12 protein-coding genes are annotated in these 12589 nt (G+C 44.9%); 5 read left to right on the top strand and 7 right to left on the bottom strand.

Translation table 11 applies throughout. The annotated features are described in order from the left end of the window. A partial coding sequence (locus Q5691_RS26435) for a hypothetical protein (RefSeq protein WP_333348086.1) occupies positions 1–246 on the top strand: 246 nt, incomplete at its 5' end. A gap of 95 nt (positions 247–341) precedes the next feature. On the opposite strand, the gene Q5691_RS26430 is transcribed toward Q5691_RS26435, so the two are convergent. The 3 genes from Q5691_RS26430 to Q5691_RS26420 all read right to left on the bottom strand — a co-directional run bounded on the left by Q5691_RS26430 (position 342) and on the right by Q5691_RS26420 (position 3267). Next, entirely contained in the window at positions 342–2552 is a 2211-nt protein-coding gene (locus Q5691_RS26430) for a peptidase domain-containing ABC transporter (RefSeq protein WP_333348084.1), read from the bottom strand. 135 nt (positions 2553–2687) lie between these two features. Then, entirely contained in the window at positions 2688–2870 is a 183-nt protein-coding gene (locus Q5691_RS26425) for a hypothetical protein (protein ID WP_333166282.1), read from the bottom strand. Between the two features lie 169 nt (positions 2871–3039). Next, complete coding sequence (locus tag Q5691_RS26420) at positions 3040–3267, bottom strand: secretion protein HlyD (protein WP_333311937.1); 228 nt, start codon at positions 3265–3267, stop codon at positions 3040–3042. Positions 3268–3601: 334 nt separating this feature from the next. On the opposite strand from Q5691_RS26420, the gene Q5691_RS26415 reads away from it, so the two are divergent. The 4 genes from Q5691_RS26415 to Q5691_RS26400 all read left to right on the top strand — a co-directional run bounded on the left by Q5691_RS26415 (position 3602) and on the right by Q5691_RS26400 (position 8943). Further along, positions 3602–4717, top strand: a complete 1116-nt coding sequence (locus Q5691_RS26415) for an HlyD family efflux transporter periplasmic adaptor subunit (RefSeq protein WP_333348081.1) — start codon at positions 3602–3604, stop codon at positions 4715–4717. Positions 4718–4956: 239 nt separating this feature from the next. Continuing rightward, on the top strand, positions 4957–5967 hold the full coding sequence (gene trpS, locus Q5691_RS26410) for a tryptophan--tRNA ligase (protein ID WP_333216471.1): 1011 nt from the start codon (positions 4957–4959) through the stop codon (positions 5965–5967). Positions 5968–6129: 162 nt separating this feature from the next. Next, complete coding sequence (locus tag Q5691_RS26405; RefSeq protein WP_333226390.1) at positions 6130–7020, top strand: methylenetetrahydrofolate reductase; 891 nt, start codon at positions 6130–6132, stop codon at positions 7018–7020. Between the two features lie 258 nt (positions 7021–7278). Further along, positions 7279–8943 carry a mucoidy inhibitor MuiA family protein gene (locus tag Q5691_RS26400; protein WP_333348078.1) on the top strand — a complete coding sequence of 555 codons (1665 nt, stop codon included), beginning with the start codon at positions 7279–7281 and terminating at the stop codon, positions 8941–8943. A 91-nt stretch (positions 8944–9034) separates the two neighbouring features. On the opposite strand, the gene Q5691_RS26395 is transcribed toward Q5691_RS26400, so the two are convergent. From Q5691_RS26395 to Q5691_RS26380, 4 genes are all read right to left on the bottom strand, one after another. Further along, positions 9035–9526, bottom strand: coding sequence for a YajQ family cyclic di-GMP-binding protein (locus Q5691_RS26395; RefSeq protein WP_333216466.1), 492 nt, complete (start codon positions 9524–9526; stop codon positions 9035–9037). Positions 9527–9708: 182 nt separating this feature from the next. After that, a complete protein-coding gene (locus Q5691_RS26390) occupies positions 9709–10125 on the bottom strand; it encodes an MAPEG family protein (RefSeq protein WP_333216482.1) in 417 nt (138 codons plus the stop codon). 15 nt (positions 10126–10140) lie between these two features. After that, positions 10141–10644: a DNA recombination-mediator protein A gene (locus Q5691_RS26385; RefSeq protein ID WP_190744281.1), complete on the bottom strand. Its 504-nt coding sequence runs from the start codon at positions 10642–10644 to the stop codon at positions 10141–10143. Between the two features lie 278 nt (positions 10645–10922). Beyond that, complete coding sequence (locus Q5691_RS26380) at positions 10923–12020, bottom strand: phosphotransacetylase family protein (protein ID WP_333311938.1); 1098 nt, start codon at positions 12018–12020, stop codon at positions 10923–10925. Between the last annotated feature and the right edge of the window lie 569 nt (positions 12021–12589).

Raw genomic sequence — 12589 nt, 5'->3', positions numbered from 1 at the left:
TGTTTCTTTAGGATGCTCTTCAATATGATTGAGTATGTCGCTCATGTTTCTGGGTCAAAAAAGCTTTATGATGTGATATTACCACGAACTGTTACTATTTTGGAGATGTCTAAAGCATCCAGGATACAAGCCCCCGGATTCATTCCGAAAGCAGACTCAGGACCCAGAAATAAAAAACTTGTCTCCGATGAAACTTGCCCCCCGAATTTATCCGTGGGGTCAATGCTTCAATTTTTTAATCTTTAATCTTTAATCTAAAATCGATTGACTCGGTGTCGAACCGCGCAGCCGGGTGTTGTTTGTGTCGCGACAGATTTCAACCTGTCGTTTTATTAACTCGTTCAAGGATGCAAAAACTCTAAATGGTCTCCTGGAATCGATCGCAATTTTGCAGCCGAGCCTTGCAGTTTCAATCGGCCGCGTTCTAACATGATAATCCAATCGGCGCGATCGATCACTCGCGGTCTGTGACTGATAAAAATCGTCGTTTTCCCGTGCCGGTACATCAACAAATTTTCTAAGACTTCCGCTTCGCTTGCGGGGTCAAGCCCTGCGGTAGATTCGTCTAAAATCAATACGGGAGGGTTGTTGAGAATTGCGCGGGCGATCGCCAATCTTTGTCTTTGTCCGCCAGAAATATTCGCTCCAAACTCGCCTAAAACAGTTTGATATTTATCAGGCAATTGGCTGATAAATTCATCCGCCCCCGCAATTTTGCAAACTTTAACAATCTGTTCAAAGCTGATATCTGGACTGCCCAAACGAAAATTTTCGAGAATCGAACGGCTCCAAAAATGCGCTTCTTGAGGAACCAATACTACCTGCTGTCTGAGACTGTCTAGAGACAAATCCTGCAAGTTGTAGCCGCCAATTCTAATATTACCAGATTGCAGCGGGTACAGACCAGAAATTACTTTTGCTAGCGTACTTTTTCCGCAGCCGGAATTGCCGATTAAAGCAATTGCTTGACCGCCGGGAAATGTGACAGAAAAATTTTCCAGCAAGTCAAGTCTACCGGGGTAGTGAAAATTAACACTCTTGCAAACAATACCGTCGCGGTCTTGAATAGTTACAAAAGGTTTATTCGTATCGTCTTTAGTTTCCGGTTCAGCATCGATAACTTCCGACAGCCGTTGAGTAGCTGTCTGCACGCGAGTCATCTCATCAGTAAATCCTACTAGCGAATTCACCCAAGTAGTAACGTTTTGATTCATGCTAATAAACGCTAGCAACTGACCTATACTCAATACCTTGTCAATCACCAAACCGCTACCAAGCCACAGCAGAGTAATGCTGCCAGCAGAGGCAACAAAACCAGAAAATATATTGTTGAGAATGCCAATTTGTGTAGTGCGGAAAGTGAGCTTTGCTAAGCGACCAAAGCGGGTTTGAAATTCTTCCCAAAGTTGCTGACCGCTGCTAGTAGTTTTGACAGTCAGCGCGCCTTTAAAAGTTTCTACTAAAACGCCTTGAGTTTCTGCTTCCAGCACAAATAAACTGCGCGTTTTTTGCTGCAATACGGGCAGAAATACCACTGTAGAGGCAGTCATTAACAGAGCTATAGCTGTAGCTGCTAAAGTCAGTTCCTTGCTGTAAAATAACATAAAAATAAAAGAAACTACAGCTATAAAAAATTGACTTGGCAAGCTGATAGCGACTTGAGAAACTAATTTATTTATTTCTTGGATATCTTGTAATCTACTGACGATTTCGCCACTGCGTCTGGTTTCGTAAAAGCTCAAAGGCAATCGCAGGAATTTGCGCGCAAATTCCATCACCAATCCCAATTCTAAACGCTGGGAAAACTGAGCAATTAAGTTCGACTCTACCAATCCTAAACTGCTGCTAAAAAGGTTCATAACTATAACTGCGATCGCCACACTCGCCAGGAGTTGTCTGTCGCCCCGCACCAGGATGTCGTCGGTGAGCAGTTGAACGAGAAAAGGCGAAGAAATCGACAGCAAACCCAACACCACATTCAGCAAAAATGCTTCCATTAAAATCGGGCGATAAATCCCAATCCGGCGCATCCATTTTTGTAAGGAATTGGCGGGCGGTTGGCCCTCTGCGGCCGCAAAAAACCGCTCAGCATCGGGTTCTACTAGCAAGCACAGCCAATCTGTCCAACCTGCTGCTAATTCTTCTTTGGAAACATAGCGTATACCGACAGCGGGATCGCCGATCGCATATTTGTCGCCCTGCTTTCCGTACAAAACAACCCAGTGATAACCGCTCCAGTGAATAATTGCCGGTAAAGGCGCTTCCTCAATTTGGTCTAAAATAGCAGCCGCGGCTCGCACCGATCGAGCATTAAAGCCGATCGCCTCAGCACCTTGTTTCAAGCCCAGCAGAGTCGTCCCTTTTTGACCGGTGCCCGCACATTCTCGCAAGCGGCTAATAGTAAAATTTTGTCCGTAAAATTTCGCGATCGAAGCCAAACAAGCCGCCCCGCAATCTTCTTCGCTCTGCTGGAGAACAACCTGATATTTCTTAAACCTGTTAACTTGTCCGAATAATGGCATTTTGCCGATCAAAGGGATGTTCTTTAACATTTTGCAAAATGAATAATGGTAGAGCATAAAGAAGATTACTCATCACCAACTACCCAATCAGCAAAAAGCACCCATAAAGTTATGGGTGCTTTCTCGATTCCACAGTTATAGATCTGAATTGACTAGCACTAAAATTTAGTAGTAGGCGTAGCGGACTACTCTTCTGTATGAACCGTCGCAATTCCGGCGGTACACGACCCAACTGCGCCGCTGCCGCTGACAATTGTATCGATTGGCATAATAGTAACCGCCGTTGACGCTAGCTGATTCTTCAGGGGTGAGTTCAGCAAACAGTGAATTGTCCTTTGCTTCTTTCATGATTTGACTCCGTTTAACTTAATAAAATTGAAGGGAAACTAGAAATATTATTTAATTTCTAGATTCTTGTGTAAATACTGAGTAATACTTCTTGTAGTCCTGTACGACATCCGGAATACTACGGATAAATTTTCAAAATTCACTTTATCGCACAACTTGACTCAGCTATCTAAACCACTAGGGTTTTGTAACCGCGATCGCGGCTCGGATCGTACAGATAAAGCTGGCTAGGCTGCGGCAGGAAAAACAGCATAGTGAGACCCTCGCGGCTGCTGTTATCCGTCTTGCTGTTGCTTTTAGCACCGCTAACACCGCTGGTAATGTTGCCACCGTTGACAGTAGCAGATTCTCCATCGGTTACTTCGATGAAGAGTGAAGCTGGTTGATTTTTTGACATAAATAACTCCTATTAATACCTATGTACTTACTTACTACCTACGCATACAGGAAAAACCCGGTAACAGTGCCAAAACTCATGGTGGAAACGCCGTATTTTCAGGACTGTAGCCCGCTGGCTTCACTCCTTTTCATATTTGGCGAAGTTTGTGGGTGGGAACGGCAAAGCTGTGCGGATTTTTACCTTTACCCTGTGAATTTTGATTTAGACTTCTAAACCGGTACTTGGTTTCCGGAAAGCTGATCATAAAAGTGACAAAACAAATCAGCGATTTCTCCCTCCTCTCCAACTCAAAACTCCAAACTCCAAACTATACCCCTCTCCCCCAGCCGCCATGTCTCTGACTCCCGAAGCCACACCCGCTGAAACCTTTGATAACGACCAGTTTTTGCCCCCTGTCAGCCGCTGGACGACTTTGGGCGGCATTTTGATGGTGGCGACCTTTGGCGGGGTGATTGCCCTCGCTAGCGTCACCAAATACAGCGCTACAGTCAAAGCAGACGCGATCGTCCGTCCAGCCGGAGAAGTGCGCGTCGTGCAAGCCGCCACCGAAGGAACCGTCGAAAGCATTGCTGTCAGCGAGAATCAGACAGTAAAAGAAGGAGATGCGATCGCAGTTGTAGATTCTTCGCGTTTGGGCGCTCAACAACAGCAGTTACAAGAAATCATTAATCAGTCTCAAACAGCAGCACAGCAAATCAACCAGCAACTGCGCGACTTAGAAAACCAAATTTTGGCCAGCGCTCAATTTAAAAGCATCGAAAGTGAAAGTTCCGCCCAACAGGAATTAATCGAATCCGCTTTAGTTAAATTCGCCACATCGCTGCCGGATGTCGCCGAGAGACTGGGCCGAAGTCGGCGGGTTTTGCTCGTCAAGCGATCGTCCATTCAACAACAATTAATTCAAGCTAAAAAAGAACTCAATCAAATTGAGTTAAAACTAGAAAATAGCGTGATCCGCACGCCCACGGATGGTACAATTCTCAGATTGGAAGTACGAAATACTGGTCAAACCGTACAAGCCGGCAGTGCGATCGCCCAAATCGTCCCCAGCGACGTACCCCTGGTAGTCAAAGCCAAGGTGACATCCCAAGACATCGCCCGCATCCAAATCGGCCAACCCGTACAGATCAGGATTTCGGCTTTGCCTTTCCCCGATTACGGCACATTAAAAGGAACCGTCAGCGAAATCGCCCCAGATGCGATCGCCCCTCAAAATCCCACTAATAATTTAGGTACAGCTTATTACGAAGTGGCAATTAAGCCTGAACAAACTTATTTAACAAAACTCAAATCCACCAACGGTCAATTCTTCGGAAACTCCCCGGCTAATATGCCCCGCCAGTATTTGATTCAATCGGGAATGGAAGGCAGAGCCGATATTATTACGGGCGAAGAAACTGTTCTGACATTTATTTTGCGGAAAGCAAGGTTGCTGACAGATTGGTAATTGGTCAGTTGTCAGTTGTTAGTTGTCAGTTGTTAGTTGTCAGTTGTTAGTTGTTAGTTGTCAGTTGTTAGTTGTTAGTTGTTAGTTGTCAGCAGTTAACAGTCAACAGTCAACAGTCAACAGTCAACAGTCAGCAGTCAGCACTCAACACTCAACAGTCAACCGCCAGAAAATTAGAGGCTCTGAAATTGAAATAACGTGTCAATATAGAAATGTGAGTTCAATTCTATTCTTTCCTCATGGGCAAACAGCGCGTTCTTTCTGGAGTTCAGCCAACCGGCAATCTTCACCTCGGCAATTATCTCGGTGCCATTCGCAACTGGGTAGAAAATCAAAGTCAGTACGAAAATTACTTCTGCGTAGTCGATTTGCACGCAATTACCGCACCGCACAATCCAGCAACTCTCGCCTCCGACACTTACACGATCGCCGCACTGTATTTAGCTTGCGGCATCGACTTAGAATATTCTACTATTTTCGTGCAATCCCACGTCTCGGCGCACACAGAACTAGCATGGCTGCTCAACTGTATTACGCCGATTAACTGGCTCGAAGATATGATTCAGTTTAAAGAAAAAGCAATTAAACAAGGTGAAAATGTCAATGCAGGCTTGCTAAATTATCCCGTGTTAATGGCAGCAGACATTTTGCTTTACGATGCCGACAAAGTGCCAGTGGGAGAAGACCAAAAACAGCATTTGGAACTCACCCGCGATATTGTCATCAGATTAAATCACCAATTCGGCACATCCGAAAAGCCAGTATTGAAACTTCCCGAACCGTTAATTCGGCCTGACGGTGCGAGGGTGATGAGTTTGACAGATGGCACGCGCAAAATGTCGAAATCTGACCCTTCCGAACAAAGTCGAATTAATTTATTGGATTCGCCAGATGCGATCGCCAAAAAAATCAAGCGCTGCAAAACCGATGCCGTGCGGGGTTTGACATTTGACGACCCCGATCGCCCCGAAGCTAGAAATTTGCTGACACTTTATCTCCTACTTTCCGGCAAATCTAAGGAAGAAGTAGCAGCGGAGTGTGAAAACATGGGTTGGGGAGATTTTAAACCCTTGCTGACAGAGACGACAATTAATGCCCTCAAACCAATTCAGGATAAATACAAGGAAATAATGGACGATCCGGGATATTTAGAGTCTGTACTACGTCGCGGAAGAGAACAAGCAGAAGCTATTGCGAATCAAACTCTAACTAAGGTTAAAACAGCTTTCGGTTATTCTCTGCCTAATTAGTCTTCCTTCTTCCTTCTTTTTACTCTGAACAAATCATGCAAAGCGTAGCCGAAGGGAAGTAAGTCGAAGGGTTTTGTTCCTTCACCCTCAGAAGGAACCCTCGATAATTAATCCGTGTATCCGTGTCAAAATCAGTGTCGTGTCTTCTTCCTTGGAATAACTATGAACCGTTTTCGCACAGCCTGCACCACCCCCGGAGAATTTATAATTACCGCCGAAGTTGCCCCACCAAAAGGCGGCGACATAACTCACACGATTCAAATGGCTGAACGCCTCAAAAACAGAGTTCACGCCATTAATGTCACAGACGGAAGTCGCGCAGTGTTGCGAATGTGTCCCCTAGCAGTTTCGGCGATTTTAGTGCAGCACGGAATTGAGCCAATTTGTCAAGTTGCTTGTCGCGATCGCAATCAAATTGGTCTGCAAGCTGATCTCATGGGAGCCCACGCTTTAGGCATACGCAATGTATTAGCACTTACAGGTGATCCCGTCAAAGCGGGCGACCATCCTAAAGCAAAAAGTGTATTCGACTTTGAATCAGTACGACTGTTACAAGTCATTCAAAAAATGAACGGCGGCTTAGACTGGAATGACAAACCTTTAACAGACGGATTTACTGATTTATTTGTCGGTGCTGCCGTCGATCCGCAATGCCCCAGTTGGTCTGGTTTGCAAAGTCGATTTGAGAAAAAAGTAGAGGCTGGAGCACAGTTTTTTCAGAGTCAATTAATTACAGATTTTGAAGTTTTGGATAAGTTTATGCACCACGTTGCTGCAGGCTGCAACAAGCCAGTTTTAGCAGGAATATTTTTGTTTAAATCAGCTAAAAATGCTGAATTTATTAAAAAATACGTGCCGGGAGTTCACATCCCACAAGAGACGATCGATCGTTTAGCAAAATCTCCAGAACCATTGCAGGAAGGCATAAAAATTGCTGCCGAACAAGTCAAGCTAGCGCGGCAGATTTGTCAAGGAGTTCACATGATGGCCGTCAAACGAGAAGATTTAATTCCTCAAATTTTGGATTTGGCAGGAATCGAGCCACTGAGCTAAAATTAACCCACGGGGCGGGTTTTATCAACTATTAATGCCTAACATTAACGATCTCATAAACCTGCCCACCCCCGCGCTAGCATTTTGAACATCAAACTGTAGGGGCAGGTTTGACCAACTATCAATGTATAAAACTAATGATCTCGTAAACCCGGCCTCCCCCGTTGTAGATAATCCAATAACTTCTGAGTTTGATTAATAAACTACTTTGCAAAATGCACGATCGACTAAACGGTTATTAAATAGGAGCAACTAACAATGACTGACTCAGAAATACTTAATTCTGATACCATTAAAACACTAAATACTAGCATATCCAAAGTTACAGTTTACACCGATCGCGCTTTGGTGACGCGCCGCGGTACGGTATCTCTGATGGGAAACGAGCAAGAATTGGCGATCGCCTCTGTACCCGCAACTCTCGAAACAGAGTCAGTCAGGGCCACGGGTGCGGGTACAGTTGCAGTGCGATTGCTGGGAGTGCGAACCGAAACAGTATTTAGCACCGAACCAGTGGGCGATCGCACTGCCGAATTAACCCAACAAATTCAAGAGTTACAAACCCAAAGACGGGGAATTAACGACAAAATAACCGCCCGGAAAATTCAACTCAAATTTGTGGAAGGTTTGAGCGAAAAAAGCGTTGGTTTCTTTTCCAGTGGCATCGCCAAACAGCAGGTAGGTTTAAACGACACTGGCGAATTGCTCAACTTTTTAGGAACTAATTACCTAAAATATGTAAGTGCGATCGCCCAACACGAAAAACAGCAGCAAGAATTAGACAATCAAATAGAAGCTTTACGGCAGCAGTTGTGGCAAGTACAAAGTCCCGATTCCCAGCAAAGTTTTAACATCATTGTCGCCATCGAACCAAGTGGCAGCGGCAATTTTGAACTAGAAGTTTCCTATGTAGTAAGGCGAGCAAATTGGACTCCCCTTTACGACTTGCGAGTCAACACTACCAACAACCAAATTAATCTCAATTACCTAGCCGAAGTCAATCAAAATACAGGGGAAGATTGGGCGGGAGTAGCGCTGACTTTATCCACAGCTAAACCCGGAATGGGAACTTTGCCACCAAAACTCCAACCCTGGTTTATCGATATTGTTCACCCAAGATCAGCTCGATCCCGACAAATTTTGATGAAACCCACCCGAGCGACTGCGGGAGCAGAAATGGAAAGAGACTATATGGAATTAGAGATGGAAACCGAGGCACAATTTGCAATGATGGCTGGGGACGGTGCTGCTGCCGCACCCGAATCCATAGCAGCTCAAACCGCGATCGCACAAGTATCGATAGAAGGCGGCACTGTGTCATTTCAAGTAGGCGGAAATACCAACATTCCCAGCGACGGCACGCCGCACAAAGTCACTATTTTCAGCGAAAATTATCCGTTTAAACCTGAATATATAGCCGTCCCGCGATTAGTCAGTTTTGCCTATTTGCAAGCAGTTGTTGTAAATCCGCTGACAGGTGCAACTCTTCTGCCCGGTAAAGCAAATATCTTTCGCGATAACACTTTTGTCGGCAGTGTGCAGTTAGAAAATGTTTCCCCCGGCCAAGAATATAAAGTTAATTTAGGAATTGATGAACGGTTAAAAATAGAGCGGGAGTTAGTGGAAAGACAAGTAGATAAAAAACTGATCGGCCAGCAGCGGCGCATGAGTTACGCTTATCGCTTAAATGTGACTAACTTGCAGCAGGTGCAGGTACACCTGACACTAAAAGAGCAATTGCCAGTCAGCCGCAATGAACAAATTAAAGTGCGATCTACTCTCACTAATCCGAAGATAGTAGCAGGTGAAATGGGGCTGCTAGAATGGATAATGTCTCTGCCGCCGCAAGCAAAGCAAGAGTTATATTACCAGTTTGTGGTCGAACATCCTCCCGACTTAACAGTCACGGGTTTAGATATTTAATATTAAGTCGATAAAAACTTGTTTGAAGTCAGGACTTTAGTCCTGATTCGTCACCACGTATGAGGACTGAAGCCCATAGAAACTATCCAATTTAGCGGTAATTTGTAAACTGCAAAGCCACGGGATAATCTTCTTGCTTCAAGCGTTGAATTACCAACTGTAAATCATCCTTATCCTTAGCAGAAACGCGCACTGCATCACCTTGAATCGAGCCTTGAATCTTTTTAAACTCATCTCGAATTAATTTAGTAATTTTCTTGGCAATTTCCTGGTCAATCCCTTTTTTCAGTTTGATTTCTTGGCGTACTCTAGTACCACTAGCAGCTTCAATTTTCCCATAATCAAAAATTTTCAGAGACAAATTGCGCTTGGCGGCTTTAGTTTGCAAAACAGTGTGAATTGCATCGAGAGTAAATTCGCTGTCGGTATTGACAGTAATTGCTTCAGCGCCCAATTCTACAGTGGTTTTGGTATCTTTCAAGTCGTAGCGGCTTTGAATTTCTCGCGTTGTTTGGTCAACAGCATTGACTAATTCTTGGCGATCGAAATCGCTGACAATATCAAAGGAATAACTAGCAGCCATAAATTAGTAATTTGTAATGGGTAATAGGGAATTGGGCATTGGGCATTGGGAATTGGGCATTGGGCATTGGTAATTGGTAATTGGCCAAACACGGCATTAGCCAAACACGGCATTGGGCATTAACAACTAACCAATAACTAATAACCAATAACCAATAACCAATAACCAATAACTACTGACAATTAGCTATTAACAGTCATCAAACTGAAATAGAATAAAGAAACAGTGCAAGAAGAACTAATCGCAAACATGAGCGATCGCCCCAGCGGCACATTCAGAATATAGAAAACCGAAAACAACAACCGGGCGATCGTAAAAGCGATCGCAGCCCAACCTGCCGGTTCCGAATCTACCCCCGTCACAAAAGCCATCAAAGCCGCGGCTGAAAACAGCATAAACGTCTCAAACGAATTTTGGTGAGCCCAAGTTGCCCGTTGAGCGTAAGCAGGCAACCTCTCAAACATAGCGCGGGGGGCTGCTTGATCGTAGCCTAGCTGCAAGCGGGCGACGGCAACCACCAAAAACGGTGCGTAAACCAGCGCAGCCGCAGCAGCAATACAATCAAGCAGAATAACCGACACAGGCAATCCCAACAGCATCATCCGCCTCGCAGTTCAATCAAAATAGAACAGAGTAACTACCTTGCGCTGTTCCTCCGCATCCTGGCAAGTTTTCAGCAAAGTGTGGCTTTCGTGAAAAGCAAAACAGATCAGTTGCTGGCAGCGAGAAATAATCTCCTGATTGCACATGGCGCTTGCTTCCGGGAGAGACAAGCTATCATTTTTGGGATTTTCTACCAAATGTATCACTTGTTCGAGTTGGTCGCGAGACTCCCGGGGCTGGCGACTCATACTTTGTGGCAAAATCACCGTCAGCAGATTAGGATCTGCTCGCATTGCCCCCCGAATTGCGGCTGAATTGGTGCCTGTAGCGCCAGAAGTGATGAGCTGATTGCCTCCCAGAACTATGGCGTAGCTCAGCATCTCAATTAGCTGCTGGTGGGTAATAGGAACGTGGCGAGAACCCAAAAGAGCAATCCGCTTGGAGCCGGTTTGCTGGATCGCCGCAAGTTCTTGTAAAAAATCATCTACTCTGGGTAGCTCAATTGATTGACTCAAAGAATTTATTAAATTAAATAAAACTACGTTGTGGATTTTAGCAGACTCACTAGCCATTGCCGCCAAAAAGAAGTTAAGAATTGCTGATTTACCAGATCAGACTAGAGGAGCGGCTGATTTGAGGAAGCCAGAAGGCAGAATGTCTCAAGACATTCGGCAGCCGGAGTTCAAGGTAGAATTCAAGAAAAATTGAGAATTTAAGAATTTTAGCTTTTTATTTATTTAAACAAAAAATTCTCTCTGCTGAATACCTTCTTCCCTCAGCTCCGGCTCTCTTATTAATGGACTCGATCGCTCAGGCCCAAGGATGCCATCATGCCATCAAGATCAAAATGTTCTGCCATTAGCTGAGTAACGCATTCCACCTTGATCGGTTCGTGCAGGCGCACGCTGCCAAAGGTGCTGTCGATAATTTCCACCGTGGTTAAGGTATCCAAATCAACAGACAAAACCGGAATTTCCATTTCTTCTGCCCTGCCAATCACCAGGGGAGAAGGAGGCAAGTGGCCTGTCAAAATTAAGCACTGAGTCGAGCTTTCCAGAGCCGCTAGCTGAATGTCCGTGCGATCGCCCCCCGTCACCACCGCCATATTTCTCGCTTTGCGGAAATACTTCAGAGCAGAACTAACATTCATCGCGCCAATTGTCAAGGTTTCCACCATCAAGTCCAAACGGTCTTTACGGCAGAGCACATCAGCTTTCAATTGGTGCACCAATTCTTTGACGCTGACACTTCGCAGCAAAGCACTTCTCGGCAACATTCCCAAAACTGGAATACCCGCAGCCTCCAGAAAAGGCCGCACAGTCGCCGTTACGGATTCGAGTTTGTCCGAGGGAACGTCATTGAGTACCACCCCCAGCAACCGCGAACCCAAACGCTGTTTAGCCGACAGCAAATCGTCTACATACAGATCGATCGGGCGGGCTACCAACAACACAGAGGCATCAACTGCCTCAGCGACTTGAACCAAAGACAAGTCAAACAGACTGCCTTCCTCCAAATTAGCTGGGCCTTCTAACAGCACCAAGTCTCCGCTGGGAGCTTGCAAATATTGTGCTAAAGACTGGCGGTAATCTGCCTTGTCTTCTCCCCGCAAACGCTTGTGAACCGTCTCTTCATCCAAATACAGCAGTGTTGACGGCATCTGACTTTCTGAGAGCTTCAGCGTCTCTACCGCGAACCGCACGTCTTCCTCCTCGATCCCAGCTCCTGGCGAGCTGAAACAGGTTCCCAGAGGTTTGCCGTAGGCGACGGCCAGCCCCTTGTCCCGGAGTCCGAGTGCCATCCCCAGGGCGATGGCAGACTTGCCACTGTAAGCTTTTGTGGAACCGATCAGCAAATATTTAGTCAATTTGGGTACGCCTTCAATCCTCAATTTGCACCTGTCTATTTCAATAAATTTAGTTTTTCAACAGTATTTCTGAACTGCGACTCAATTTAGCAATACTATATTATACTCGATTTTGTCGCTTTTGCGCCGATCATTTTTTTGATTGAAACTTTTATTCACCTGTTGGCAACCCTTTTCTTCGCCTTTTTTTTCACATTGTTTGTGAAATTTGGGGTTTTCTTATATTTTTTATACGCCGCTTTTGACAATTATTCATATACCGTGATTGCTTTAATAACCGTTTTTTGTTCGTGACAATTTTCCTAAAAGATTATTGCTTAGTTTAGACCTGGCAATCGAGCAGTTAAAAACAAAAACAACACAGTATAAATATTGATAAAAAACTTTGATCCCGGCAAAAGGATTGTCAGGAGAATTAACGGCATATTTCTATTGATAAAATACAGGTATTCCGTAGGTAGAAAGCACGGTCTGTGTCCTAAAGACATCTCCAAAAACAATTAAAGCCTTTGTGTAACTAGGGCGTCGGTTCAGTATTAGGAGTTGACAAAACACACTGAAAATGATATGTGAATTGAAAATCCTGTTAAATT

Source organism: Microcoleus sp. w1-18aA5 (assembly GCF_036701705.1).
Classification (GTDB): domain Bacteria; phylum Cyanobacteriota; class Cyanobacteriia; order Cyanobacteriales; family Microcoleaceae; genus Microcoleus.
The sequence above is the reverse complement of the archived record's forward strand: the minus strand, read 5'-3'. Positions and strand labels throughout refer to the sequence as shown.

Coding starts and splice junctions, on each gene's coding strand:
- Q5691_RS26430 (WP_333348084.1), bottom strand. CDS start 2,552: ATGTTAAAGAACATCCCTTTGATCGGCAAAATGCCATTATTCGGACAA.
- Q5691_RS26425 (WP_333166282.1), bottom strand. CDS start 2,870: ATGAAAGAAGCAAAGGACAATTCACTGTTTGCTGAACTCACCCCTGAA.
- Q5691_RS26420 (WP_333311937.1), bottom strand. CDS start 3,267: ATGTCAAAAAATCAACCAGCTTCACTCTTCATCGAAGTAACCGATGGA.
- Q5691_RS26415 (WP_333348081.1), top strand. CDS start 3,602: ATGTCTCTGACTCCCGAAGCCACACCCGCTGAAACCTTTGATAACGAC.
- trpS (WP_333216471.1), top strand. CDS start 4,957: ATGGGCAAACAGCGCGTTCTTTCTGGAGTTCAGCCAACCGGCAATCTT.
- Q5691_RS26405 (WP_333226390.1), top strand. CDS start 6,130: ATGAACCGTTTTCGCACAGCCTGCACCACCCCCGGAGAATTTATAATT.
- Q5691_RS26400 (WP_333348078.1), top strand. CDS start 7,279: ATGACTGACTCAGAAATACTTAATTCTGATACCATTAAAACACTAAAT.
- Q5691_RS26395 (WP_333216466.1), bottom strand. CDS start 9,526: ATGGCTGCTAGTTATTCCTTTGATATTGTCAGCGATTTCGATCGCCAA.
- Q5691_RS26390 (WP_333216482.1), bottom strand. CDS start 10,125: ATGCTGTTGGGATTGCCTGTGTCGGTTATTCTGCTTGATTGTATTGCT.